The organism is Pantoea phosphatilytica, assembly GCF_051025615.1.
Lineage (GTDB): Bacteria > Pseudomonadota > Gammaproteobacteria > Enterobacterales > Enterobacteriaceae > Pantoea.
Genome location: NZ_JBPFDF010000006.1, coordinates 182534 through 208469, shown reverse-complemented (window position 1 = coordinate 208469; position 25936 = coordinate 182534). Strand labels below are relative to the sequence as shown.

General features: G+C 56.8%; 23 protein-coding genes, 1 pseudogene and 1 riboswitch. Of the genes and pseudogenes, 11 read left to right on the top strand and 13 right to left on the bottom strand.

The annotated features are described in order from the left end of the window. Positions 1-11: 11 nt before the first annotated feature. Entirely contained in the window at positions 12-599 is a 588-nt protein-coding gene (locus ACR6AS_RS18870; RefSeq protein ID WP_111141122.1) for a LysE family translocator, read from the top strand. On the opposite strand, the gene ACR6AS_RS18865 is transcribed toward ACR6AS_RS18870, so the two are convergent. The 3 genes from ACR6AS_RS18865 to ACR6AS_RS18855 all read right to left on the bottom strand — a co-directional run bounded on the left by ACR6AS_RS18865 (position 596) and on the right by ACR6AS_RS18855 (position 5710). Then, the gene (locus tag ACR6AS_RS18865) at positions 596-2980 is read right to left on the bottom strand and encodes a phosphoketolase family protein (RefSeq protein ID WP_293773153.1); all 2385 of its coding nucleotides are present in this window, start codon (positions 2978-2980) and stop codon (positions 596-598) included. The genes ACR6AS_RS18870 and ACR6AS_RS18865 overlap by 4 nt on opposite strands. 125 nt (positions 2981-3105) lie before the next feature. Next, a complete protein-coding gene (mqo, locus tag ACR6AS_RS18860) occupies positions 3106-4719 on the bottom strand; it encodes a malate dehydrogenase (quinone) (RefSeq protein WP_434163497.1) in 1614 nt (537 codons plus the stop codon). 748 nt (positions 4720-5467) lie between these two features. Then, on the bottom strand, positions 5468-5710 hold the full coding sequence (locus ACR6AS_RS18855; RefSeq protein WP_111142257.1) for a DUF1158 domain-containing protein: 243 nt from the start codon (positions 5708-5710) through the stop codon (positions 5468-5470). Positions 5711-6025: 315 nt separating this feature from the next. Between ACR6AS_RS18855 and mntP the strand changes: the two genes are divergently transcribed. The 5 genes from mntP (at position 6026) to ACR6AS_RS18835 (ending at position 11476) form a co-directional block, all read left to right on the top strand. After that, positions 6026-6601 (top strand): manganese efflux pump MntP, encoded by a 576-nt coding sequence (gene mntP / locus ACR6AS_RS18850; protein WP_111142258.1) that lies wholly within the window; start codon positions 6026-6028, stop codon positions 6599-6601. Positions 6602-6716: 115 nt separating this feature from the next. After that, the gene (locus ACR6AS_RS20545) at positions 6717-6794 is read left to right on the top strand and encodes a hypothetical protein (RefSeq protein ID WP_491565902.1); all 78 of its coding nucleotides are present in this window, start codon (positions 6717-6719) and stop codon (positions 6792-6794) included. Between the two features lie 417 nt (positions 6795-7211). Beyond that, on the top strand, positions 7212-8939 hold the full coding sequence (locus tag ACR6AS_RS18845) for an AIPR family protein (RefSeq protein ID WP_434163494.1): 1728 nt from the start codon (positions 7212-7214) through the stop codon (positions 8937-8939). A 241-nt stretch (positions 8940-9180) separates the two neighbouring features. Next, positions 9181-10092 carry an alpha/beta fold hydrolase gene (locus tag ACR6AS_RS18840; protein ID WP_434163492.1) on the top strand — a complete coding sequence of 304 codons (912 nt, stop codon included), beginning with the start codon at positions 9181-9183 and terminating at the stop codon, positions 10090-10092. Beyond that, complete coding sequence (locus tag ACR6AS_RS18835) at positions 10085-11476, top strand: hypothetical protein (RefSeq protein WP_111142124.1); 1392 nt, start codon at positions 10085-10087, stop codon at positions 11474-11476. Before ACR6AS_RS18840 ends, ACR6AS_RS18835 begins: the two co-directional genes overlap by 8 nt. A gap of 20 nt (positions 11477-11496) precedes the next feature. Here the strand turns inward: ACR6AS_RS18835 and ACR6AS_RS18830 are convergent, their stop codons facing one another. Both ACR6AS_RS18830 and ACR6AS_RS18825 read right to left on the bottom strand, forming a co-directional pair. Next, complete coding sequence (locus ACR6AS_RS18830; RefSeq protein ID WP_434163489.1) at positions 11497-12849, bottom strand: MFS transporter; 1353 nt, start codon at positions 12847-12849, stop codon at positions 11497-11499. A 169-nt stretch (positions 12850-13018) separates the two neighbouring features. After that, positions 13019-13921, bottom strand: coding sequence for a GntR family transcriptional regulator (locus tag ACR6AS_RS18825; protein ID WP_418799560.1), 903 nt, complete (start codon positions 13919-13921; stop codon positions 13019-13021). 137 nt (positions 13922-14058) lie between these two features. Between ACR6AS_RS18825 and ACR6AS_RS18820 the strand changes: the two genes are divergently transcribed. Then, positions 14059-15087: a zinc-binding alcohol dehydrogenase family protein gene (locus tag ACR6AS_RS18820; RefSeq protein WP_434163487.1), complete on the top strand. Its 1029-nt coding sequence runs from the start codon at positions 14059-14061 to the stop codon at positions 15085-15087. 6 nt (positions 15088-15093) lie between these two features. Here ACR6AS_RS18820 and ACR6AS_RS18815 read toward each other — a convergent pair whose 3' ends face one another. Further along, a complete protein-coding gene (locus ACR6AS_RS18815; protein ID WP_293773171.1) occupies positions 15094-16014 on the bottom strand; it encodes a nucleoside hydrolase in 921 nt (306 codons plus the stop codon). Between the two features lie 117 nt (positions 16015-16131). Next, positions 16132-16207, top strand: a riboswitch (Fluoride riboswitch). 87 nt (positions 16208-16294) lie between these two features. On the opposite strand from ACR6AS_RS18815, the gene crcB reads away from it, so the two are divergent. After that, positions 16295-16672, top strand: coding sequence for a fluoride efflux transporter CrcB (gene crcB, locus ACR6AS_RS18810; RefSeq protein WP_111142119.1), 378 nt, complete (start codon positions 16295-16297; stop codon positions 16670-16672). Positions 16673-16780: 108 nt separating this feature from the next. Beyond that, positions 16781-17596 (top strand): sugar phosphate isomerase/epimerase family protein, encoded by an 816-nt coding sequence (locus ACR6AS_RS18805; protein ID WP_293773175.1) that lies wholly within the window; start codon positions 16781-16783, stop codon positions 17594-17596. On the opposite strand, the gene ACR6AS_RS18800 is transcribed toward ACR6AS_RS18805, so the two are convergent. The 3 genes from ACR6AS_RS18800 to ACR6AS_RS18790 all read right to left on the bottom strand — a co-directional run bounded on the left by ACR6AS_RS18800 (position 17593) and on the right by ACR6AS_RS18790 (position 20154). Further along, positions 17593-18198 carry an alpha/beta hydrolase gene (locus ACR6AS_RS18800; protein ID WP_293773178.1) on the bottom strand — a complete coding sequence of 202 codons (606 nt, stop codon included), beginning with the start codon at positions 18196-18198 and terminating at the stop codon, positions 17593-17595. The two genes, ACR6AS_RS18805 and ACR6AS_RS18800, sit on opposite strands and share 4 nt — an antisense overlap. A 10-nt stretch (positions 18199-18208) precedes the next feature. Continuing rightward, the gene (locus tag ACR6AS_RS18795) at positions 18209-19150 is read right to left on the bottom strand and encodes a glutathione S-transferase family protein (RefSeq protein WP_434163484.1); all 942 of its coding nucleotides are present in this window, start codon (positions 19148-19150) and stop codon (positions 18209-18211) included. A 98-nt stretch (positions 19151-19248) separates the two neighbouring features. Next, positions 19249-20154: a LysR family transcriptional regulator gene (locus ACR6AS_RS18790; RefSeq protein WP_111139313.1), complete on the bottom strand. Its 906-nt coding sequence runs from the start codon at positions 20152-20154 to the stop codon at positions 19249-19251. Positions 20155-20295: 141 nt separating this feature from the next. On the opposite strand from ACR6AS_RS18790, the gene ACR6AS_RS18785 reads away from it, so the two are divergent. Next, a complete protein-coding gene (locus tag ACR6AS_RS18785; protein ID WP_434163483.1) occupies positions 20296-21420 on the top strand; it encodes a GNAT family N-acetyltransferase in 1125 nt (374 codons plus the stop codon). On the opposite strand, the gene ACR6AS_RS18780 is transcribed toward ACR6AS_RS18785, so the two are convergent. Then, complete coding sequence (locus tag ACR6AS_RS18780) at positions 21417-23249, bottom strand: ABC transporter ATP-binding protein (RefSeq protein ID WP_367395911.1); 1833 nt, start codon at positions 23247-23249, stop codon at positions 21417-21419. The two genes, ACR6AS_RS18785 and ACR6AS_RS18780, sit on opposite strands and share 4 nt — an antisense overlap. Before the next feature lie 72 nt (positions 23250-23321). Between ACR6AS_RS18780 and ACR6AS_RS18775 the strand changes: the two genes are divergently transcribed. Continuing rightward, positions 23322-23822, top strand: coding sequence for a GNAT family N-acetyltransferase (locus ACR6AS_RS18775; RefSeq protein WP_111139310.1), 501 nt, complete (start codon positions 23322-23324; stop codon positions 23820-23822). Between the two features lie 63 nt (positions 23823-23885). Here the strand turns inward: ACR6AS_RS18775 and ACR6AS_RS18770 are convergent. The 3 genes and pseudogenes from ACR6AS_RS18770 to ACR6AS_RS18760 all read right to left on the bottom strand — a co-directional run. Continuing rightward, positions 23886-23975 (bottom strand): annotated as a pseudogene (locus ACR6AS_RS18770) (hypothetical protein); the annotation flags it as partial. A 203-nt stretch (positions 23976-24178) separates the two neighbouring features. After that, complete coding sequence (locus ACR6AS_RS18765; protein ID WP_233498971.1) at positions 24179-24580, bottom strand: DUF943 family protein; 402 nt, start codon at positions 24578-24580, stop codon at positions 24179-24181. Continuing rightward, on the bottom strand, positions 24564-25817 hold the full coding sequence (locus ACR6AS_RS18760) for a PAAR domain-containing protein (RefSeq protein ID WP_434163480.1): 1254 nt from the start codon (positions 25815-25817) through the stop codon (positions 24564-24566). The genes ACR6AS_RS18765 and ACR6AS_RS18760 overlap by 17 nt, the downstream gene beginning before the upstream one ends. Positions 25818-25936 lie beyond the last annotated feature (119 nt).

The following is a 25936-nucleotide window of genomic DNA, read 5'->3' as shown; positions in this document are numbered from 1 at the left end:
GGAGCGCCATAATGCTTGACCCCTCTTTCTTCAGTTACGTCACCGTGATGTCTATTACGCCAGGTCCGAACAATCTGCTGCTGGCGACCTCCGGCGTCAATTTTGGTATGCGGCGAACCCTGCCGATGGTCTTCGGCATTTTAGTCGGTTGCGCACTTCAGACGCTGATTGCCGGGATGGCGCTGGAGCTGCTGCTGCAAGGGATGGCGGCGGTTCGCCTGCCGCTGACGCTGGCAGGCTGCACCTATCTGTTGTGGCTCTCCTGGAAAATTTTTCGCGCCGCGGCACCCGAAGTGCGAAACCGGCCGCAGCCGATGACGCTGGTGGGCGGTGCCTGTTTCCAGGCGATCAACCCCAAGGCCTGGCTGATGGCGACCAACGTCGCACTGCTCTACAGCGCCAGCAGTGGGGTGCTGACGGTGATGGCTGGCTTTATGCTGCTGAATCTGCCCTGCATCCTGATCTGGGCTGCGCTGGGCGATCGCCTGCGCAGCCATCTGCAGATTGCCTGGAAGCGTCAGCTCTTCAACAGCCTGATGGCCCTGTCGCTGGTGGCGACCACCATCTGGATGCTGACCGACGCGTTGCTGGCCGCTTAATCGGGCGCACCCGGCGCGGTGGCCGACGGCCATTTCCAGTTCTGCACCTCCGGCAGATCTTCACCATGTTCACGGACATAGCGATGATGTTCAGCCAGCCGCTGTTGTAAATTCTCCAGCAGTTCCGGATGGGCCTCAGCCAGCCCCGGTACGCGCAGAATCGCCTCCTGCGCCAGATGATAGCGATCCAGCTCGTTCAGCACTGTCATATCAAACGGCGTAGTGGTCGTGCCCTCTTCGTTAAAGCCGCGCACATGGAAGTTGCGGTGATTGGTGCGCGAGTAGGTCAGGCGATGTATCAGCGCCGGATAGCCGTGGAAGGCAAAGATCACCGGTTTATCCCGGGTAAAGAGCGCGTCAAATGCCTCATCCGATTTGCCGTGCGGATGCTGGTCCTGCGGCTGCAGCGCCAGCAGATCAACCACGTTGACCACGCGGATGCGTAGTTCAGGCAGCATCCCGCGCAGCAGATCGACCGCCGCCAGCGTCTCCATCGTCGGCACATCACCGGCGCAGGCCATCACCACGTCCGGCTCTGTATTATCCGGCGTGGTGCCCGCCCAGCGCCATTCGCCCATGCCCGCTTCGCAATGGGTCACCGCGCTGCTTATATCCAGCCACTGCGGCGCAGGCTGCTTGCCCGCCACGATCACGTTGATGCGGTCCCAGGTGCGCAGGCAGTGGTCGCCCACCCACAACAGCGTGTTGGCATCGGGCGGCAGATAGATGCGCACGATGTCCGCTTTCTTGTTGGCAACGTGATCCATAAAGCCCGGATCCTGATGGCTGTAGCCGTTATGGTCCTGCCGCCAGACGTGGGAGGAGAGCAGATAGTTAAGCGACGAGATGGGCTTACGCCAGCCCAGCTTACGCGACACCTTCAGCCATTTGGCGTGCTGGTTAAACATCGAATCGACAATGTGGATAAAGGCTTCATAACAGTTGAACAGCCCGTGGCGGCCGGTCAGCAGATAGCCCTCCAGCCAGCCCTGACACTGATGCTCGCTGAGGATTTCCATGACCCGGCCATCGCGCGCCAGCTGTTCATCATAAGGCTCGGTGCGTTCCAGCCAGGTGCGGCTGGTCACATCGAAGACCGGCGTCAGACGGTTAGAGGCCGTTTCATCGGGTCCGAACAGGCGGAAATTATCGCGGTTACGTTCGAACAGTGCGCTGAGATAGCGCCCCAGATGTTCCGTGGCCTGCGCCATCTGCGCGCCAGGTTCGCTGACCTCGCAGGCGAATGTTGCGATCGCTGGCGTATCCAGCTCACGGCGCAGCAGGCCGCCGTTGGCATAAGGTGATGCCCCCATCCGCCTGTCGCCCTCGGGTGCCAGCGCCTGCAGCTCCGGCCTGAGCCGACCCTGTTCATCAAACAGATCGTCGGGCTGGTAGCTGCGCATCCAGTTCTCAAGGATCTGGCGATGCCCTTCATCTTCACGGCAGGCCGCGACCGGCACCTGATGGGCCCGCCAGAAATCTTCCACCTTTTTGCCGTCGACCGTTTTGGGGCCGGTCCAGCCTTTGGGACTGCGCAGGATGATCATCGGCCAGCGCGGCACCTCGGCGCTGGCCTTACCGCTGCGCGCCTCACGCTGATAAGCGGCGATTTTCGCCAGCGCCCGATCCAGGATCTCCGCCATCAGCGGATGCATTTTTTCCGGTTCATGTCCGCAGACGAACAGCGGCTCATAGCCGTAACCACTGAACAGCTGGTGCAGATCCTCGTCGCTGCTGCGGCCCAGCAGCGTCGGGTTGGCAATCTTATAGCCATTAAGATGCAGAATCGGCAGCACCGCACCGTCACGTTCAGGATTGAGGAATTTGATGCCGTGCCAGCTGGAGGCCAGCGGCCCGGTTTCCGCCTCGCCGTCGCCGATCACGCATGGCACGATCAGGTCGGGATGGTCGAAGGCCGCCCCGAAAGCATGGGAGAGCGAATAGCCCAGCTCACCGCCTTCGTTGATCGAGCCGGGTGTTTCCGGTGCCGCGTGGCTGGGGATGCCGCCGGGAAAAGAGAACTGCTTAAACAGGCGCTGCATGCCCGCCGCATCCTGTGAAACCTGCGGATAGATCTCGCTGTAGCTGCCCTCCAGCCAGGTATTGGCCACCATGCCGGGGCCGCCGTGTCCCGGTCCGCAGAGGTAGATCATAGCCAGGTCGTGTTTACGGATCGCGCGATTGAGATGGGCGTAGATAAAATTCAGCCCTGGCGTGGTGCCCCAGTGGCCCAGCAGGCGCGGTTTGATGTGCTCCGGTCTGAGCGGCTCGCGTAACAGCGGGTTATCCATCAGGTAGATCTGTCCGACGGAGAGATAGTTCGCCGCCCGCCAGTAGCGGTCGAGCAGCGTAAATTCCGATGACGCAGGGGAGTAAGACATGCCGTTTCCTCTTGAGCGTTCAGCTAAAAGATGCCTTAACCCTAATAGAGAATAGTCAGGACGACCAGGCAACCGGCCAATAAAAAAGCCCCGCAGTGCGGAGCCTTTTTCTGGATGGCGCTGAATTACTTGCCGACCACGAACGCGGTTTCCCGTCCTTCGTCGTTGGCCGCCATCGGGGTAACCGGCGAATAGTCGAGCTGCAGAATACGGCTGGTTTCGGCTAACACTTTCTCGGTCAGTGCCACGTCGCCGTTGAGCTTGCGTCCCCAGGAGGGGATCACGGCACGGATCTTATTCTGCCATTCCGGCGTCTTCATCTGCTCAGGACAGACCTTATGCAGCAGCTCCAGCATGATCGGTGCCGCCGTAGAGGCGCCGGGTGAGGCACCCAGCAGGGCAGAGATGGTGCCATCCTGTGAGGCGACAACTTCGGTGCCCAGGCGCAATACCGCGCCCTCTTTCTCATCTTTTTTGATGATCTGCACACGCTGACCGGCCGTGACGAGGCGCCAGTCCTCCTGCTTCGCCTGCGGCACATAGGCGCGCAGGGCGTCCATCCGGTCGCGATCGCTCTGCAGCACCTGATCCATCAGGTATTTCACCAGATCAAAACTTTTCAGGCCCACTTTCACCATCGGCAGCATATTGCTGCTGTTCAGCGAGGTGAACATATCCATCAGCGAACCCTGCTTCAGGAATTTGGTCGAGAAGGTGGCAAACGGGCCAAACAGCAGCACCTGCTTGCCATCCAGTACGCGGGTATCGACGTGCGGCACGGACATCGGTGGCGCACCGACGCTGGCTTTGCCGTAGACCTTGGCCATGTGCTGTGCCACAACCTGCGGATTCTCGGTAACGAGGAAGGAACCTCCCACCGGGAAACCGGCGTAGCCGTGGGCTTCCGGGATACCGGCCTTCTGCAGCAGCGGTAACGCCGCGCCGCCTGCGCCGATAAAGATTTTGCCTGCGGTCAGCGTACGACGTGTGCCGCTGTTCAGACACTGCAGGGTCACCTGCCAGCGCCCGTCGGCGAGCTGCTTCAGCTCACGCACTTCCTGACGCAGGCGTAGCCGGAAGTTCGCTTTCTTCTCTAAGGCGGCGATCAGCTGACGGGTGATTTCACCGAAGTTGACGTCGGTGCCCATCTCCGTCCAGGTCGCGGCCACTTTCTGGTTGCGATCGCGCCCATTCATCACCAGCGGGATCCAGCGGGCAATCTGCTGCGGATCTTCAGAGTAAGCCATACCGCGGAACAGGGTGCTTTTCTGCAGCGCCTTATAGCGCTTGCGCAGGAAATCGACGTTGTCGTCGCCCCAGACAAAGCTCATATGTGGCGTGCTGTGAATAAAACTTTTCGGGTTGCACAGATTGCCTTTCTGAACCTGCCAGGCCCAGAACTGACGGGAAATCTGGAACGATTCGTTAATCGTCACCGCTTTGGAGATGTCGATGCTGCCATCCGCCTGCTGAGGCGTATAGTTCAGCTCGGCCAGCGCCGCATGACCGGTCCCGGCGTTATTCCAGCCGTTGGATGACTCTTCGGCCACGCTATCCAGCCGCTCCACCATTTCGATGGACCAGTCCGGTTCTAAATCCTGCAGCCATGCGCCAAGAGTAGCGCTCATCACACCTGCGCCAATCAGCAGCACGTCAACGTCTTTGCGCTCCTGCGCGGTAGTGGTGTCCTTTGCCATGGCACTCATCGCGAGCGCAAGGTTTACAGCTGAATTGCACATGAGGCGACATCTCCTCTTCTGTTGACCTGAAGCCCAACAGTTTCGCAGGCGAAATAGTCACGCTTCTGACGAGCGCGTTGCGCTATTTCTCAAAGGTTAAGTCTCAGGTATAGGTTAAAGCGGTGATAACGCGTTAACTGCACGTTATGCTTTGTCATCTGAATATAACATTCTCGCATCTGAATTAAACATTTGTTTATTTTTTAAATGCAGAAATGATTCAGCATAAGAATTAATCATCACGCGCAATGGTGTATTAGCGATTTTTTATCGTTAAGTCAGTAGGTTAACTGAAAAACTATGTTGCGGAAAAGCCCCATGCTGGTGCAACGCCTGTATGCGTGCTAACCGTGCGGAATTATTTAATTCGCTGAAATTTAGCGATTTATTATGCAAAAAGGAATAACGGGAATAGGCGCAGAGGGTGCCGATCGGCTGGTTGTGTAAAAACAATGTTACATTTTTGTGAGTCTGAAAATGCGTGTAAAGCAATGCACGCATCGGTTTCACTTATGACGGCGTCGCGCTGGCAGGGCGCTTTTTCAGACTTATCGCCATGCCGTTTCGGGCGTTCATCATCCCGGTCGCGATGTCCGGACTGGCGATCTTGTTCCATTGAGCGTCGCGCGAGTGCGGCATAGCAGACCCGACAGCGCGTTGCGGGTCTGCTGCCAGGTGGAGAAACTGTTGCTAGAGGGTTAAGCGCGCAGCGCCGGACGGCTCAGGACGCTGGTCGATGCCCGGGTCATCAGACCCTGAACCAGCGACGCCAGACAAAACGGATCACAAAAAACTCCAGTGCCCCGAGCAGTAAAAACCAGACGCAAAACACTACCGTGTAGAGCTGATTCAGATCCTGCAGATGGAACAGCTGCAACAGATGCTGTGCCACCGCCAGGCTGAAAGCGGGCGCAGGCAGCAGCAGTGCCGAAAGAAAGCCCAGCAGCAAAATGCCACCCGGCACGATCAACGTCTCAAAAGGGTTATTCATAACCGGTATCCCATATTTATCAGCCCGGCATTTTCCGGCAATCGTCGACGCGGTTCAATGGCGGCGTAGCGGATCAGCGCCACAGGCGGGTCACAGCAGGCGGAGGAAGATCAGAAAAGGCTTTGCTGCCATCGACTTAGCGGCATATATAGCGAATGATAAGAGTTATAGCCTTTGCTATACTTAAATCCATGATTTTACTGTCTTTTTATCTTCCGGTTTGCATGGTAGACTGCGCCCACTTTTTCATAACTGAACACTTTGTGTGGTGAATTTAGCGTGAATTGCCGCTTTTTCGCCCCAGGTGAATAAATCATGACCTTTATTGCTACTCTGATTCTTGCGCTTGGCATGTCGATGGACGCGTTTGCTGCTGCCCTGGGCAAAGGTGCGACTCTGCATCGTCCCGGTTTTAAGGAAGCACTGCGTACCGGTCTGATTTTCGGCTCTATTGAAGCGCTGACTCCGCTGATTGGCTGGGCGCTTGGCCTGGCCGCCAGCCGTTACATTATGGCGTGGGATCACTGGGTGGCCTTCAGCCTGCTGGCGTTCCTTGGTGGGCGTATGATGCTGGAAGGTTTACGGCAGACTGCCGTTGCAGAGCCCTGCGAAGCCCCGCAAAGCCACGGCTTTATGGTGCTGGCGACCACCGCTGTCGCGACCAGCCTGGATGCGCTGGCTGTCGGCGTCGGCCTGGCCTTCCTGCAGGTGAACATCATTACCACCGCACTGACCATCGGCGCCGCGACTACCGTGATGGCGACGACCGGGGTGCTGGTGGGACGCTTCATCGGTCCGGTTCTGGGCAAATGGGCGGAGGTGCTGGGCGGCGTGGTGCTGATCGCTATCGGCTCTACCATCCTGTTAGAGCACCTCGGCTATATAGCCTGAGGCGCCCGCGCCAAAGTGGCAATTTTGTGATCTGGTTCAAATTTATTTGCTGTTAAAACGCGCAGCAGCTATACTTTTTCAGTATATCTTCAACTAAATTTGAATCAGGTGCTGCATGAAACGCATTTTCAGATACGTGTTCCGCGCTTACGTTGAGACGTTCAGACACGTCCCGCCGGGTGCCATGAACTAAACACCCCGCAGAAAACCCTCGATAATCGCGGTCAGGGACAGACCGGTGATTATCACCTTCCGCTTTTTACTTCCCGCTGTTTAGATCTGCTTCTGAGAATTTAGCTTGAAAGTAGTTTCTATAATTGTCTCACTAATCCTTACTTTTTGCGTATGAATCGATGATTAAATGATCTCTTTTGTGAATTCGTACGTTTTCTCCTATCGATAGATTATGTTGGTACAAGTATATTGATAAAAATAAACCTGCTAAATACTCATTTTTTACTAATTTTCAATTATTTTTTATTTAAAATAAAGATGAGTTTACGGTTTTAAAATTACTATGGTAAAAATCTCTGTTGATTTTAATATTTTTAAAACGTAACCTTAACTTGGATAGTTGGGATAAAATGATTGGTTACCAATAAGGAATGTTATGGATACTTGGAAGTCAGCTTATGATGGGTTAGAGGAACTTTCTGATTATAATGATAATGCTTTAGGGCTATTTGCTTTAGGTCTGCGCTTTGGATTAGACGATTTATCAAGTATCGGAGTAGATGCAGTAACCGACGGCTCCGATGACAAAAAACTTGATATTGTGTTTATTAACACTGAAGAAGAATATGCAGTTGTAGGACAATGTTATTTTACCGAGAAGGTAAAGTTAACTGCGCCTTCTAATAAAGCAAGCGATTTGAATACTGGGGTAGCATGGTTACTTCAAAGAGCTATAGAAGATGTGCCTGATAGAATAAAGCCTGCAGCTATAAATCTTCGCCAAGGTATAAAGGATGGTAAAATAAAAAATATTTATTTGTGGTATGTTCACAATCTTCCAGAATCGATTCATGTAGAGAGTGAATTGATTACTGTGCAGCAAACAGCTATTTCACTGTTAAAACGTGAGTACCCTGAGGCTAAAGTTGATACTTTTTATAAGGAAGTAGGATCTAATACCTTACAAGAATGGTATGAAGATTGCAGAACGCCAATTTTAATGAGTGAAACAGTTTCTTTAAATACTATTGGCGGCTATGAGATATCAGGCAAAGGCTGGACATCATATTCTACAGCTATTCAAGCAAGAGATCTGGCAAAACTGTATAAAAAGCATAAAACAAAAATTTTCTCGGCAAACATTCGTGATTATTTGGGATCGAGAAAATCAGATTCAAATATAAATCATGGTATTAAGCAAACTGTGGAAAACGATGCTTGTGATTTTTGGGCCTTCAACAACGGGTTAACGGTATTAACTCATAACTATCAGATTGGGGAAAATTCAGTTGAGGTAAAAGGGCTATCTATTGTAAATGGAGCCCAAACAACTGGTGCCATTGGTTCTTTAAAAAGATTGCCAGATGAACAAGCGATGGTGCAAGCTCGATTTATTGCAGTGGATAGTTCATCTGAATATTTAATAGAAAATATTATTCGGTATAATAATAGCCAAAATAAAGTCGAGGCGGCCGATTTTCGTAGTACTGATAAAATACAAAAAAGACTCAAAGAGGAGTTCAGTTTAATACCCGAAGCTGAATATGAAGGTGGAAGGCGCGGTAGCTCTAGTGATGTGATTCGTCGTAGGCCTAACTTGTTAGGTTCATATACAGTCGGGCAAGTTCTGGCTGCATTTCATGGAGATCCCATAACAGCTTATAATAAAAAGGCTGGCATTTGGATTAACAATAAGATATACGATAAGTTGTTTAATGATAGTACTAAGGCTGCCCATATTGTTTGTTGCTATGGTTTGGTTAGAGCTGTGGAGGCTAAGAAAAAGCAACTTCAAACTAAAACTAATTTAACTCGCGACGATGAAAAGTCTCTCAGTTTTCTTCGTCAGCGAGGTGCAATATTCTTAGCAACATATGCATTCTCTTATTGCCTTGAAACAATTTTGGATCGTTCGGTTCCAAATTTATTTAGAATATCATTCGGGTCAAAATGCAGCCCAACTAAGTCAATGGAGAACTGGAAGCCTGTAATCGATGCGCTTATTCCTTTTATCGAGCAACTAAATCCCGCTATAGTTAACGGGTTAAAGAACCAGAATGAAATAGAACAAGTAGTAAGTACGTTTAACTCTTTAGCTAAATCTACTAGAACTTTCAATGCTACTGTGTTCGATATATTCAAAAATAAAATTACTTCTCCTTAGTTATTATGGTGGCTTGAGCGGTATATGGCCTTGTTTTTGATATAAAGAAAAGATAATTTTAATTTCGGGCTTTTCGAATTTAGGTTCGATAGGCCCGTTTTTTTGCTAACTGCAGATAACCTGAGTCTAAAGTTGTTATTGCGTAAATCGGTAAGTAGCGCACTTTAGTTGTCACCATTAACCCGCCTCCGGCCTGATACCGTCCTACACTGAATTATTCTCCCCAAATCAGGAGCAGCGGATGATCCAGAAGCATCGACGAAAACAGGCAGCGATTGTGACAGGCGTGGGATTGGGTGTGGCGGCAACGCTGTGGGGCATGAAACGCTGGCAGGCGCTGAAGCAGACGCCGCCGGTGTCGCCGCGCAGTCATCATGCCGGACTGGCCGGTTACTTCCAGCAGGTGGGCGACTGGCGCATGTTTACCCGCGTCACGCCAAACGACGATCAGGGCCTGCCGGTGGTGCTGATTCATGGTCTGGTGATGTCGGGCCGGGCTATGGAGCCGCTGGCACTGGCGCTGGCTCGCGACTATCACGTACTGGTGCCGGATCTGCCGGGTTTCGGGGCCAGTGCGCTGCCAGCCTCAGCCCCGATAATGTCGGTGGATCAGCAGGCCGATGTGCTCTGGCTCTGGCTGCAGCACAACGGCTTTCAGCGTGCCATCTGGATCGGTAATTCGTCTGGCTGCCAGATTCTGGCGGCGCTGGCGGTAAAACATCCGCAGGCGGTGGCGGGGCTGGTGCTGCAGGGGCCGACGGTCGATCGTCACGCCCGCAGCCTGCCGCGCCAGCTCTGGCGTAGCTGGCGTAATGGCCGGCTGGAAACGCGCCGGCCGCCGGGGCCGCTGGCCCGCATCGATTATGCAAAAGCGGGGCTGTGGCGTGCCTTTGGCACAATGCGCGCTATGATACGGGATCATATTGAGCATCGCCTTACCTACATCAGCGCCCCCACGCTGCTGCTGCGCGGCTCACGCGATCCGATCTGTCCGGCGCGCTGGCTGGATGAACTCGCCGCACTGATGCCGCGCAGTGAACGTCTGACGCTGCGCGACGGCACCCACACGTTGCACTACGTCTATCCGTGGAGTTTCTGCAACGCCATCCGTCCCTTCCTGGCGCGGATCCAGCAGGAGAATCAGCATGAGTAAACCGCCTAAAGGCATTGCCCGTTTTGACTCTGCGGCCGCCATGCTGCTGGCGCTGGCCAACGCGCTTCACGATCGTCCTTTTACCAGTCCCAGCCAGTCACCGACGCTGGACCGCCTGCTGCCTTCGCTGAACCGGCTGCCCACCGGGCTACGCGAGTGGGGCTATGCGCTGGGCGGCCTGGCGGAGGGGATCAGCCTGCGTCAGGCGGGCGAACTGGATGTGGAAGGGATCGCCGAGTGGATGGTGAGTGAGTACCCGCAGCAGGCGTATCCGGCAGCCTTTATCGGTTCGTCGAACGGGGCGCTGGTGCATCTGGCGTCGGCGATGGGCGTCCCCTGGCTGCCGCAGACCTTTCTCTGTCCGGTCCGGGCGACCGGCAGCGATCCCGATGATGCAATGGCGAGTTTTGAGCAGGGCAAAGAGATTGCCGCTGCCCTGCTGGCCGCCTGGCCGCGCCTGGCCGTTCACCATATGCACGACCCGAATCAGGATCGCCTGATGCTGGACCAGATGCGCTATTTCCGGCTGAAATTGCGCGACCTGCCGCTGGCCTTCAACGAGTTTCTGATGGGCAGCCTGCCTGCCGGGTCAACGCTGTTTATCAATCACTGCACCCGTCAGTGGCCGGTGACGCGCACCAGCGATCGCTCGTTCTTCCAGTTTGGCGCGCTGGGCGGCGCCAGCGAAAAAGAGTATCTGCAGGGCGGGCCGAGAGTGGCGGAATATCTGGCGCGTTACGGCGTTGACCGGGAACGCTGGACGCCGCCCGCCATCACCGATCATGTACCGGAAGCGGAGTGGGGACTGGATGGCTACCTCATCTCGCCGCTGAAAAAACTGGCGGCGGCGCAGAGCTGGACGTTGATGGAGATCCGTTACGACGACCCGGAAGCGATGAGTTATGTGGTAGCGGAGATCTACCGCGACTGGTATCTGGCGGCAGGCATTTTACCGACCCGGCTGACGGTGGACAGCTTCCTGTTGATGGACCCGTGGTGTACGCAGCAGCAGCAGGCGATCCCGTTCTGGCTGGTGTTCTGCACTGAACCTTCCGCCGCGGCGCTGCAACGTTTCCTCGAAAAACAGCCACCGTTCCGCAATATCGACATGATGCTCTTTTCTCACGGCACGGAGAGCATCGGGCTGGCGGAGATCGACCGCTGGCGGGCGCTGCTCGCCCATGCCCGCGACGAGGGGGTCTTTATCGGAGTGGATGAAGAGCGGTTCCCGCGTGATTTCGCGACCTTCTCCCGCTTCGACTCGGCGCTGCGTGAACGGGCCGCGCTGTTGCCACCGCCGCCGCCGCTCAGCACGGAGAAGGTGATGGCCGGGATTAAACGCTACGGGGCGAAATATGGCGTGACCCTGACGGCGCTGACGTAGCGCCGCGCCGTCAGCGGCGATTATTCGCCGTCGGTAATCGGCTGGCGCACCAGCAGCAGGTAGGCGAGTGCGCCCACCAGCGTCACGCAGGCGCAAATCATCAGCGCCAGGCTGAAGGATTGGGTGGTGTCGAGCACCCAGCCGGTGATCACCGGTGCGAACGAGGCGAAGATAAAGCTGGCGAAGTTCTGGATGCTGCCGACCGACGCGGTCATACGGGCGGTGACGTTGGCGTGGATCAGCCCCCAGCACGACGTACCAGCGAAGTGGATGCAGAATAGCGCCATCCCGATCAGCGTCACGGCGCTGGTGGTGTCGGTGGCGCGGGTCACCACAGCGGTGAATCCGGCCGAGAGCAGCATCCCGCTGACGATGCAGACTTTACGGGTTTTCACCGCGTTAAAGCCGCGACGCACCAGCGAATCCACCACATAGCCATTCAGCAGCATCCCCGCCGCACCAAACAGAAACGGAATCGCCGCCAGCAGACCGGTGCTTTTCAGATCGAGGTGATAGGTGGATTGCAGATAACCCGGCAGCCAGGCGATATAGAGCCACGCGGTGTAGTTGATGCCGCTGAAGCCAATCATCATGCCCCACATGGTGCGCTGCTTAAACAGGCCGCACCACTCTCTGAAGCTGATCGGCTCTTTACGTGACGCCACGCTGCCCGCCTGCAGATAGTGGATCTCTTCGGCGCTCAGCGTGTTGTTGTCGCGGTCGCGGTAGATCATGTACCAGCCGATGGCGAGGAACATGCCGAGGATACCGATAGTGACAAACATGCCCCGCCAGCCCATCACCAGCATCATCGCTGCCAGGATCGGCGGCGCCACCGACAGCCCAATCATCGACGCCGCATTAAACATCCCCATCGGCATACCGCGATCTTTGATGTTGAACCAGTCATTAATCACTTTCACGCCGCACGGGTTCATCGGCGCTTCACCAATGCCAAGGCCGATGCGCACCAGCACGAACTGGGTGAAGTTATGCACCAGGCCGGAGGCCGCCTGGAACAGCGACCAGATAAACATGCCGATGCCGAGCATAATGCGCGGCCCTTTGCGATCCAGCAGCGCGCCGCACGGCAGCTGCGCCAGGCCATAGGCCAGCGAAAAAGCGGAGAGCAGCACGCCGATTTCGGTGGCGCTCAGTCCCATCTCATCGCGAATCGTCATGTTCGCCACGGAGAGCGAGCTGCGATCCAGATAGTTGATGATGGCCGCGAACAGCAGCAGCAGCATCGCCGTTATCTGCACCTTGCGGATACGCGGAGAACGTACCACGTCGCTGCGCATCGGCACAAAATCCTGGTCTGGTGTCATCTCACCGGATGCGCGGTCGCGGCCGGTTACTGAGGTCTTTTCCATTGCACTCTCCCGAAACTGGGTACTTATCGTTATGGTGAGAAGGGGTAGCGCGCAGCGGCAAAAGGCCGCCGTGACGTTGCAGTCGAGACTAAGAGCAAAGGGATAAGGATGTTGCAAAGATGTTTCTGAACCGTGCGGAAGCTAATGCTTTGCGGTTTTTAATCGGTTTTTAATTGTACTGACTGATGGAGCGCACCATAGAGGTCTTGGCGGTCGCCAGATGGCTGTGTAAGGCACAGAGCGCGTCGATATCCTGACGGCCAATCAGCGCGGTCAGAATCGCCATATGCTCCTCCAGCGCCACGATGTTGCGCTGCTTCAGATCGCTCTCATCCCACTGATAATGCGAGTGAAAGATTACCGAGATAATCTCCAGCGACTGGTTGAAAAACGGGTTGCTGGCGGCAGACAGGATCAGCGAGTGCATCTGCCGATCGAGCGCGGCAAAGTGGCGGTAGTTGCTGGCGATGGTGTCGCGCATCGATCGATGACGATCCAGCAGATCCCGCGCCTGCACCCAGCGCTCATCGCCGGCGGGCAGATTCAGGAAGCGGCTCAGGGCGTGGGTTTCCAGCATCTCGCGCAGTTCAAACAGCTTCTCGGCGTAATCCTGAGTGAATTTTTTCATCCGCCACTGACCCCGCCGGACCGGTTCCAGCAGGTCATAGCGCATAAAACGCAGCAGAAACTCGCGAACGACCACCGGACTGACGTTGACCTGCTGCGCCAGTTGCAGCTCGCTGAAGGTATCGCCGGGCACCAGTTGCCGCTGGTTAATCAGGTTAAAAAACATCTGCTCGACGTGGCTGGCCTGCTGCTCAATCGGCGGCGTTAAGGCGCTGAAGCGGTCATCTTCGCGCGGTTCGCGTACGATCACATAAGTCTGATCCACCTTGTCGAGTACGCCACGCTGATGCAGATAGTGCAGGGTATGGCGCACTGTGGTCCGGCTGATATTGAACATTTCGGCCAGCGCCGCCTGCGGTGGCAGGGGAGAACGGATGTGATGCTGCGCAATGCTCTCAAGCATCTGGTTAATGACGTTCTGACGCAAATTCTGGCTGCGGCTCATCGCACCCTCCGGTTTTTTATGCATTAAAAACCATTCAAAGCCCAAAAAAATCGTCGTGCTTCACAGTTCCCGCCGATCAACGCTGCGCGGCCTGACGGATTCGCCCTAACTGCCTGCAGGACAACCGGAGAATCATCATGACAACAATGAAAGCACTGCTCATCGCAGAACCCCGCAGAATGGTATGGGCCAGCCGCGACCTGCCGACACCCGCCACAGGCGAGGCGCTGATTAAGATCCTGACCGCCGGGATCTGCGGCACGGATATTCATGCCTGGTCCGGCAATCAGCCATTTTTCAGCTATCCCCGCGTGCTGGGTCACGAAATCTGTGCGGAAGTGGTGGCGCTGGGCAGTGACGCAGAGGGTGTTCAGCCAGGCCAGCGGGTGGCGCTCATGCCCTATATCTCCTGCCTGCAGTGTGACGCCTGCCAGAGCGGCCGGACCAACTGCTGTGAGCAGATTTCCGTGATAGGCGTGCATCAGGATGGCGGCTTCTGCGACTACCTGAGCGTGCCGGTCAGTACATTACTGGCGGTGGATGAGGTGGCACCGGAGGCGGCCGCACTGATTGAGCCGTTTGCTATCAGCGCCCATGCGGTGCGGCGTGCGGCGGTGGCGGCGGATGAGCAGGTGCTGGTAGTCGGTGCCGGGCCGATCGGACTGGGCGTTGCCGCGATTGCGGCCGCCAGCGGCGCACAGGTAGTGGTAGCCGACACCAGCGCATTTCGTCGTCAGCATGTCGCCGATCGACTTGGCCTGGCCGCACTCGATCCGGCTGAGGTGACCTTTACCACGGCGCTGCGCGACCAGTTTGGCGGCCGGCTGGCGCTGAAGGTGATCGACGCTACCGGCAATCCGGCCGCGATGAACAATGCGGTTAACCTGATGCGGCACGGCGGCACCATCGTCTATGTCGGCCTGCATAAAGGCGATCTGGTAATCCCGGACAGTGAGTTTCACAAGAAAGAGACCACACTGATGGGCAGCCGCAACGCCACCCGCGAGGATTTCGACCGGGTGTGTGCGCTGATGGCCAGTGGCCAGTTACGCGCTGACATGATGCTCAATCACCATCTGGCCTTCTCCACGCTGGATCAGACCTTTGAAGCGCAGGTGATTAACAACCGCGAACTGATTAAAGGCGTGATTCATTTCGATCGCTAACGGACTTCAGGGCGCGGTCAGGGTAGCAAAGAAGTGCGCCCGCACCGCGTCAGCATCCACCCCGAGCGCGACACGCTGGGCGGGCAGACCGGCAAACGGATCCTGGCGCGAGGCCAGCGCGCTCAGTTTACGCACCGTCTGGCCGCAGGCGATCCCCTCCGTGATGACCCGCAGCGGGCTGTCGGTGAGGGTGAAGGCCTGGGGCAGCGTCAGCCACGCCACCGCCAGGGTATCGTGCAGCGCCATGCCGCTGAAGCCCTCTTTCGCCAGGCTGTAAGCCAGATAAGGGCGACAGATCGCACTCAGCACCGGCTGATTCAGGCGCTGCACCTCTTCACCGCTGATTAACACCTTATGCGTGACATCCAGCGGGATCACCACCACCTTCAGCGCCGACGTCAGCACCTGATCGGCGGCGTGCGGATCTTTCCAGATATTAAATTCACTGAAGGGGGTCACGTTGCCGCTGTGGCCATCGGTGCCAAACGCACCGCCCATCATCACCAGCTCCTTCACCAGCGGAATGATATCCGGCGCCTGATTGATGGCCGTGGCGATATTGGTCAGCGGCCCTATCGCCACCAGTGTGATCTGATGCGGCTGCGCCCGAACGCTGTCGATAATAAACTGCACCGCGCCCGGTGCCCGATCGCTGTACTCATTTTCAAAGGCATCGCCCAGCCCGTCCTGACCGTGCAGTGCGGCGGGGGCAGAGGGTGCCAGCGCCAGCGGTCGTGAACAGCCGCGGTAAACCTCCGCCTCAATCGCCATTTTCCCGCAGAACAGCCGGGCGTTTTTCACCGCCTGACCCACCGGCACATTACCGAATACCGTGGTAATTCCCAGCAGATGCTGCGTCCGCGCCGCGTAAGCCAGCGCAAAGGCGTCATCCACGCCGATATCAGTGTCAAAAATCAGGGTACGCATGGGGTCTCCGCAACAGGCTGTAAAGCACCAGCATTACCCCGTCAGACGCGCAGGCGTCAAGTGATTCAGCCGTCCAGAGCGCCTGCTTGCCAGCCGCAGACGGGCGTCGTATTATCAGCGGCGCAAGGTGATGGCGTGCCACCTTTCCCAACCGCCGGTGAGCTAAACACCGGCTGATGACGCCTGACACTCAATCCTTTCGCGGGAGCTGAGGTGTCAGGCGCTGTTTACCTCTGCCTTTCCCCTCAGCCCGGCGTGAATCTGCAATCAGGAGCAGAATATGTTGAAACCTTTACTGGCTGTGATGATCGGCGGCTCGGCTGGCTGTGTGCTGCGCTGGTTCTTCTCGGTGCGCTTTAATGCGCTCTTCCCTAATCTGCCGCCCGGCACCCTGCTGGTGAATCTGATCGGCGGTCTGGTGATCGGCGGGGCGATGGCCTGGTTTGTCCGCCATCCCGATATCGACCCGGTCTGGAAGCTGCTGATCGTCACCGGCCTGTGCGGCGGGCTGACGACTTTCTCCTCTTTCACGGCAGAATTAATGGGCTTGCTACAATCAGGGAAGTATCTCTGGGCGATGGCCAGTGCGCTGGTGCATGTGATTGGCTCGCTGCTGATGGCGTTTGCCGGTTTTGCGCTGGTGACGCTGCTGAGCTGACCGCAGGTCAGCGAGCCGCGACGCGCCAGAGATCGGGAAGGATTCAGGTGACGCGCAGGTTGCGCGTCACCTGAACTCGCCGATTATTCCGGACGAAGGAGCAGAGCCATGCGAACCCAACCGACCTTCCTTAACCTGGTGCTGTTGAGCGGTGAACCCAGTCAGAAGCTGCAGGCGGCGCGAAACGCCGGTTTCGATCAGGTTGAGATCTGGCGCGAAGATGTTGAGGCGTGCAGTGGCGGCGCGGCGGCGCTGGCGGAGATCGCCGCCCGGCAGGGTCCAGGTTTTACCAATCTTCAGGTGCTGCGTGATTTCAGTGGTGCGCCCGGTGAACTGCGCGCGCAGAAGCGCGAAGAGCTGCGTCAGTTTATTCAGATGGCTCAGGCGCTGGGCTGCGACACCATTCAGGCGCCAGCCACGACCCGCGAAGATTGCTGCGCCGATCAGATTGATGATGACCTGCGCTGGATGGCGTCGGAAGCTGCGCGTCACAATATGCGCATCATGTATGAACCCATGGCCTGGTGCAGCGTAGATAACACGCTGCCGCTGGCCTGGCAGCGGCTGCAGCGGCTCGATCAGCCCAATATCGGGCTGGTGGTCGATCTCTTTCATATCTGCGCGCGGGGTGGTGACGCATCGCAGCTCGACGGTATTCCCGCCGATCGCATCTATGAAGTGCAGCTCTGCGATATGGCCGCCGTTCCCGCGCAGGATAAGCAGAGCCTGATGGCGATGGCGAAGCACCAGCGCCTGCTGCCCGGCGAGGGGATTATCGACGTTGAATGCTTCGTGGATAAGCTGAAAAGCGCGGGCTATCAGGGGCCGGTAGGCATTGAAGTCTTTAATGATGCCCTGAAACGCCTGCCGCCCGACGTCGCGGCCAGCAGGGCCTGGCAGGCGTTAACCCGCTGCTGGGGTTAATCCTGTAAGCACTGCGCGATAAACGCGGCGGCGTGCATCGCGCCCTGGGCGGAGATGGTGTGGCCGGTCGCGGGTTCAAAACGCGCCTCGACCGGCACCGCGGCGGCCCGGAGCCGGGCAGCGGCGGATTCGCTCTCCTGCCACGGGATCACCTCATCGGCCTGACCGTGGATCAGCAGCGCAGGCAGATGAGCCTGCGGCGTCAGTTCGCCGTCAACCGCCAGACGGCCGGAAAAGGCGACCACGCCCGCCAGCGGATAACGGCCGGAGGCCAGCGCATCCAGCGCCATAATCGACCCCTGGGAGAAGCCCACCAGCACCACATCCTGCCAGCGGTCGGCAAAGCCGTGCTGCGCCATAACCCTGCTCAGCGTCGCGTCAAACGCCGCCCGTGCCGCCCGCACCCGGCCCGGCCGGTTCTCCGGCGTCACGTCCGTCAGGCTGAACCATTGATAACCCAGGCCAACGGGAAAAGGTTCCGGGGCATCGGGTGAGGCAAACACCACATCCGGCAACAGCGTCGCCCAGTGACGGCCAATCGGCGCCAGATCGTCGCCGTTGCTGCCCACGCCATGCAGAAAAATCACCAGTGCCTTTGCCATCGTTGCTCCTTTAAAAACCGTATTCACTCAGATCGGGGCCTGCCGGAACAATCCCGTTCGGATTCAGCGCCTTGATTGAATAGTAACCCTGTTTGATATGGTCGATATTGACCGTTTCGCGTATGCCAGAAACCGACAGCACGCTCTTAAGATAGCGATTCAGCAGCGTGTAGTCGCGTATCCGCCGCAGATTGCATTTGAACAGGCCATGATAGGCTGCGTCAAAGCGGATCAGGGTGACGAACAGCCGGATATCGGTTTCCGTCAGCCGCTCACCCAGCAGGAAGGTGCGACCATCGCTCAGCAGGGCTTCCAGTTCATCGAGCTGGCTGAAGACGTCACTGAACGCCGCCTGATAGCTCACCGGCGTGGTGGCAAAGCCCGCACGGTAAACACCATTGTTGAGACGCGGATAGAGGCTCTCGTTCAGCGCATCAATCTCCGCACGCAGCGCCGCTGGATAGAGGTCGATGCGGTTGTCGGCCAGATCGCCAAAGCCGCTGTTAAACATGCGCACAATGTCCGCCGATTCGTTGCTGACGATGGTGCCGGTTTTCTTGTCCCACAGCACCGGCACGGTGGCGCGGCCTGTGTAATCGGGCGCAGTGCGGGTGTAGATCTCATGCAGGTATTGCGCGTTATTCAGCGGATCGGGCTGTGCGCCAGGATAGTTGCCGAAGCGCCAGCCCTGCGCGCCGAGCTGTGGCTCGACGACGGTGACACTAATCAGCGACGCCAGCCCTTTGAGTTTACGGGCGATCAGGGCGCGTGACGCCCACGGGCAGATCAGTGCCACATAGAGATGGTAGCGGTCGGGTTCGGCAGCAAATTCCGTGGAGCCATCGCTGCTGATAAAGTGCCGGAAACCGGACGCCTGACGAACAAAACCGCCCTGGTTATCGGTAGCCTGCACCGGATGCCAGTCACTACTCCATTTGCCTTCTACTAACATCGCGCGACTCCTCTGTGATTTGAGCCGCAGCTTAACTGATGACTAAACGGCTGATAATCCGGTCACAAAGACAATCATTTATTCCATTATGGAAGAAATCACGCGGGCGGATGGCGGGTGAAGTGGGTGACCAGGAAGTCGATGAGCAGGCGCGCCCGATGGGCCAGATGGCGGGCAGGCGGATAGACCGCAAACAGGCCCAATGGCGGGGTGTCGAAGTTCTCCAGCAGGCGGACAATTTCGCCACGCTGCAGCGCAGGGGCCGCGATAAAACCGGGCAGGCGCGCAATCCCCAGACCCGCGACCGCCGCCTGCAGGCAGGCCTCCGTATTGGCGAAGCGCAGACGGCCCCGGACCGGCACCGTGACGATCTCGCGGTTGTCATCACCGCCGCTGAACGGCCAGTGCCAGGGATCGCGAAAATTGGTGTCGATAACGCACTGGTGCTGCGCCATGTCACGCCAGTGCTGCGGGGTGCCGAACTGTTCAAGATAGACCGGCGAGGCGGCGATGCGCACATGCACCTCGCCCAGCTTGCGGGCCACCAGGCTGCTGTCGCTGAGGTTGCCGATCCGGATCGCCATATCGAAGCCCTCATCGACGATGTTGACCGCCCGATCGGAAAAGCTGACATCCAGTTCAATCAGCGGATAGCGCCGCGCAAAGGCGACCAGCACCTGCGAGAGCACCGCCGTGCCGAAGGAGCCGGGGGCGCTGATCTTCAGCCTGCCGGTGGGGGTGGTGGCACTTTCGCGCACGCTGGCATCCAGCGTCTCAAAGGCATCCAGCAGGTGTTTTACCCGCTCATAGTAGCTGCGGCCAACATCGGTCGGCGACAGGGCGCGCGTGCTGCGCTTGAACAGCTGCACACCGAGCTGCTGCTCCAGCTTCGATACCAGCTTGGAGGCCTGACTGCTGCTGGTGCCAAGACGCAGCGCCGCCGCTGAAAAGCTGCCGGTTTCCAGCACCGTGACAAACATCCGGTCACAATCGAGTCGATCCATCGCGAAGCCCTGTAGAGGTAAAGTCGCAGTATAAAGGCTGTGTGCAGGGGATGCAGCCTTCACTTTGTGTGCCTTAACCCTTTCGCTGCGGCGGAAAACCTGCTTGACTGACGCTCTGCCCGACGCTGTCTGGAGTATTTCATGTCGCTGATTCACCTGACGTCACTGGCAGCCATCCCGGCCGCCGAGTGGGATGCACTGTTGCCCGATGACCAGCCCTTTTTGCGCCACGCCTTTCTGCTCACCTTAGAGCAGAGCGGCAGCGTCCGGCCTGAGTCAGGCTGGCAGCCCGATCATCTGCTGTGGCAGGAAAAGGGCGTCACCCGCGCCGCGCTGCCGGGCTACCAGAAATACCATTCGCAGGGTGAGTATGTCTTCGATCACGCCTGGGCGGATGCCAGCCAGCGCGCCGGTATCCGCTACTACCCGAAATGGCTGGGGGCGATCCCCTTCAGCCCGGTCAGCGGCGCGCGCCTGCTGGGGGAGCCTGCGGCCGCCGCACAACTGCTGTCGGCCCTGCCAGCAAGCCTGCTGCAGCATGGCCTGAGCGGGGCGCATATCAACTTCACCGATGCACAGGCTGACCAGCTGCTGGCCGATCAGCCCGACTGGCTGTCGCGGCTCGGCTGTCAGTATCACTGGCACAATCGCGGCTACCGCGATTTTCAGGATTTCCTGGATACGCTGATGTCGCGCAAGCGCAAACAGCTGCGAAAAGAGCGCGAACAGGTGGCGCAGAGCGGCTTTGTGTTTGACCGCTATGGCGGCGACCAGTTACGCGAAGATCAGTGGGATTTTGTCTACACCTGTTACGCCAACACCTATGCAGTGCGTGGTCAGCGGCCCTATCTGACGCGCGACTTTTTCAGCCTGCTGGCGGAACGGATGCCGCAGAACATAGTGGTAGTCATTGCCCGCTTACAGCAGCAACCGGCGGCGATGGCTTTTTATCTGCGGGACAGCGAGACGCTCTACGGCCGCTACTGGGGCTGCCTGGCGGAGTTTGACCGGCTGCACTTCGAAACCTGTTTCTATCAGGGAATGGAGCTGGCGATTGAGGAAGGGCTGACGCGGTTCGATGCGGGTGCGCAGGGTGAACACAAGCTGGTGCGCGGCTTTGAGCCGCAGATCACTCGCTCCTGGCACTATCTGCTGCATCCCGGCCTGCGTGATGCTGTCGCTGATTTTCTGGTGCAGGAGCGGGAAGGCGTGCGCGGCTGGGCGGAAGAAGCCCGCGACGCCTTGCCCTATCGACGCGGCGATTAATCGACGCCGACAAATCCTCCGGTCTGATGCTGCCAGAGCCGGGCGTAGAGGCCGTTTTTTGCCAGCAGTTCGTGATGGCTGCCCATCTCGGCAATGCCGCCTTTATCCAGCACCACCAGCCGATCCATCTTCGCAATGGTGGAGAGGCGGTGTGCAATGGCGATCACGGTTTTGCCCTGCATTAACGACTCCAGGCTCTCCTGAATGGCCGCTTCCACTTCAGAGTCGAGCGCCGAGGTCGCTTCGTCCATGATCAGAATCGGCGCATCCTTCAGCAGCACACGGGCTATCGCCACGCGCTGACGCTGACCGCCTGACAGTTTCACGCCGCGTTCGCCGACGTGCGCGTCCAGCCCGGTGCGGCCCTGCGAGTCGGAGAGCAACGGAATAAACTCATCGGCGCGGGCGCGTTTCATCGCCAGTTGCAGCGCCTCATCGCTGGCGTCAGGACGTCCGTAGAGCAGGTTTTCGCGGATGGAGCGGTGCAGCAGCGAGGTGTCCTGGGTGATCATGCCAATCTGACTGCGCAGGCTCTCCTGCGTCACGGAGGCGATGTCCTGATCGTCGATCACAATGCGCCCGCTGTTCAGGTCATAGAGCCGCAGCAGCAGGTTAACCAGCGTCGATTTCCCGGCGCCCGACGGCCCGATCAGACCGATCTTCTCGCCAGGTTTAATGTCGAGGTTAAACCCGTCGATTACCTGACGGCCGCCGCCATAATCGAAGCGCACATCCTCAAAACGGATATTGCCGCGCGTGACCTTAAGCTGTGTCGCCTGTGGCGCATCCTGCACGCTCAGCGGCTGCGCGATGGTCTCCAGCCCATCCTGCACCATGCCGATATTCTCGAAGATGCCATTGACCACCCACATAATCCAGCCGGACATGTTGACCAGGCGGATCACCAGGCCGGTTGCCAGCGCAATCGCGCCGACGCTGATTAACGACTGGCTCCACAGCCACAGCGCCAGCCCGGAGGTGGAGACAATCAGCAGCCCGTTCAGGGCCGAGAGCGTCAGATCCATGCTGGTGACCATGCGGCTGGCGTACTGGGTTTTATCGGTCTGCTCCTGAATCGCCTGGCGGGCGTACTGACGTTCCAGGTCGCTGTGCGCAAACAGTTTGATGGTGGCGATATTGGTGTAGCCATCCACGATCGTCCCCATTAGCCTGGAACGGGCCTCCGAGGAGATCACCGAGCGCGCCTTGACGCGCGGCACAAAGAAGCGCAGCGAGGCGCTGTAGGCGACCATCCACAGAATCAGCGGGATCATCAGTCGCCAGTCGGCACCGGCAAAGAGGACCAGCGAGGTGACGGCGTAGATCAGAACATGCCAGATGGCGTCCACCAGCTGCACCGCCGAGTCGCGCAGTGAATTACCGGTCTGCATAATGCGCTGCGCAATACGCCCGGCAAAGTCGCTCTGGAAGAAGTTGAGGCTCTGGCGCAGCACGTAATTATGATGCTGCCAGCGGATCATGCTGGTCATGCCGGGGCTGATGCTCTGGTGAACCAGCATGTCATGCAGACCGATAAACAGCGGCCGCAGGATCAGCGCCACCGCCGCCATCCACAGCAGCAGCGGCCAGTTATCCCGGAACAGGGTCGCGGGCGTGGAGTGATTGACCATATCGATAATGCGGCTCAGATAGCTGAACAGCGACACTTCGATCAGGGCTGACGCCAGGCCCACCACCAGCAGGGCCGCAAAGCTCGGCCAGACCTGCCGCAGATAGTAGAAATAGAACGACCAGACCGTTGAAGGGGGCGAATCGGTAGGCGCGTCATGAAAAATATTGATAAAGCGTTCAAAACGGCGATACAACATAGCGATACTCTTTCCGTCCGGTAAAGAGCTACAGCTTAGTGCATGAACCCAGTTGAGCTAAAAGGAGAAAATATGGAAATCACCATTCGGGCACGGGAACCGCAGGACGCAGCGGCCTATCAACGGCTATACAGTCATCCCGATGTCTATCCCTGGACGCTGCAACTGCCGTTTCCCAGCGTGGCCACCTGGGAGAAAAAATTCGACAGAATGGATGCCGAAGGGTTTATCGCTTTCGTTGCAGAGATCGAGGGCGCGCTGGCCGGTGAGCTGACGCTGTTTGTGAATAACAAGCCGCGCACCCGTCACTGCATCAGCTTCGGACTGGGTGTGCATCCCGATTTTGCCGGACGCGGCGTTGGTGAGCGTCTGATCCGCACCGCGCTCGACTATGCCCGCAACTGGCTGGGCATTACCCGCATGGAGCTGGAGGTATTTCACGATAACGACCGGGCGCTGCGGCTCTATGAGCGGCTGGGCTTCGAGCGGGAAGGGGTAATGCGTGAGGCTGCCCTGCGCGATGGTCAGTTACGTGATGTGGTGATCATGGCGAAGCTGCTGCACGAGAAATGAGAAACGGAGCGGCGGCGCTGCCGCTCCGCATTGTGCTACGGATTCTGACTGCTTCTGACTGCTGTAGTGCTGCATGTTCTGCGGCGTGACCAGTTCAAACGGGATCCATTGATGTGAGTCGACCTTCTGACCTTTCATCAGCTGCTGCGCCAGTTTTGTCAGGGAAGAGTATTAACGGAGTCAATCTGGTTGACTCCTCGTCAGCATTGATAAAGTTCCGAACCTGCTCGGTTTGTCTAACCACATCTCTGCCTCATGGTATCCCCCCCGCCTGTAAAGCCTATTCTATGACACACATTCTGCGGCAAAGAGAAATTGCATTCAGAGATCACAACCAGAGTGATCTTAAAGCAAGGTTACCGATAAAAAAGGCCGGTGTTTTGGCTGGACATAATCCACAGGAGAGGATTTTTTTTGATGCAGCGAGCGTGAGTGACCATTTCGTTAAAACAAAGCAGATCTGAATCATGCTCTTTGCCATCGTCAATATGATACCCATCACCAAAGTCCATAATGACCACACTATAATAGCCATTCCCATTTTTATGCGGTATGCCATATTTAGCTTGTATCATACCTCGGTTTGCTTCCCACCAGGCAATCTGACGATTTTTTAGATAAGGAAAATTCCTGACAAGTATCGTATTACCATCATGTACGGCCATAATCTTCACTGGCGTCAGAGTCAGCCATAGCACGTAACCACTGGTGGCAACCGCAATCAACCAGGCTATCAGTCGTTTATTCACTTTGCTCACCACTGATTTCCAGGGTGGCATTCATTTCTGTTATGAAGGGCTTATAGCCATATTCTTGCCAGCGCTGCAAAACAAACCACAGCCGGAATATACGGAACTGACGAAAGACTTTATGCTGAATGTCAGCCTCATCCAGCCCAAAATGATCCTGAACCCGATAATTCACTCTTGCCTGATAGCTGTCTCCGGATAATTTTACCGACTCCAGTGTAATATGCGTAGCCCATGTGTCATGAATGGCGATTCCCAGCCCATTTATGCGATCAATGAGACGATCAAACTTAGGCAATATAGTATTTCTGATCTCATTGAGATTATTGTTTTCATCAAAGAAATCGCTCTTATTTTCTAATGCAATAAAGCCATACTCATAGTTTATTGTCCGACGTATAAAATCTTTAATGACCAGCAAAGAACTTCTTTCTGAATGGTCGCTCAGAATCTGCTCTTTCAGAGCTTTGTCCAGTAAAGGGTTAGAGTAGGGAGTACCACTGTTTTCCTGCATATGCGTGATCATCTCAGTGATGACATTTTTATACGGACCGTGGAAGGAATACGTTTTTGCCAGTTCACGGAACTCATCAAACATAATATCGGCACTCTCATTCCGGCTGACAAAAGACATATGCTTATCAAGATTCTGCATCGCATAAGGTGAATATAATGTTGCTGTCGATGGTTCAGGCTTGAGCTCAAGCGTGCACGGATTCACTCTGGCGGATACATTATCCACGTTTATGCGCATTCGATTACGCAACGACAGAATATCCATATCGCCATAGTGCATATCACTGGCCTGATAGTCATTCATGTGCCGGATTGTCTTATAAATCATTACGGGCAAAGTTAGAGGTTCAAGCCCCTCTTTTTTTGCCTCAATCAGCTTCTCCTTCCGCCTCGTCTCCTCTCGTATCGCTGCCAGGCCTGTATTGCAGTTGTAGTCATAGGTGTGTGTACTGACAGAAGGCACAAACCTTGCCCGGCATGGGCAGGAACTGTAACTTTCAATAGAACCTGCCCACTCTTTTATAACGCCGTCAAAGGAGTAGGTGTCGCCCATGCCACCACAGATGCGGAATCGGCCTTCATGAGCACCGCAGGTAACGGGATCGCCTTCTCTGGCCTGTTGCCGGACAATGCCGCCGATTTCATAAGTTTCATCAGGTGCGCCAGCAATGATACGTCCGCCGCAGGTAGTTTTATCCAGGTGATAGAGAAATGCTCCTTTTAATGCCATAACAATTCCTTTTGTTCAGTGTGGCTAAATCCAGAACATCATACGCCGGTTAATAAATAATCAAAACTATCCGTGTAATCTAAATATTTATGGCCTCCGCTACTACTTACTCAGGGCTC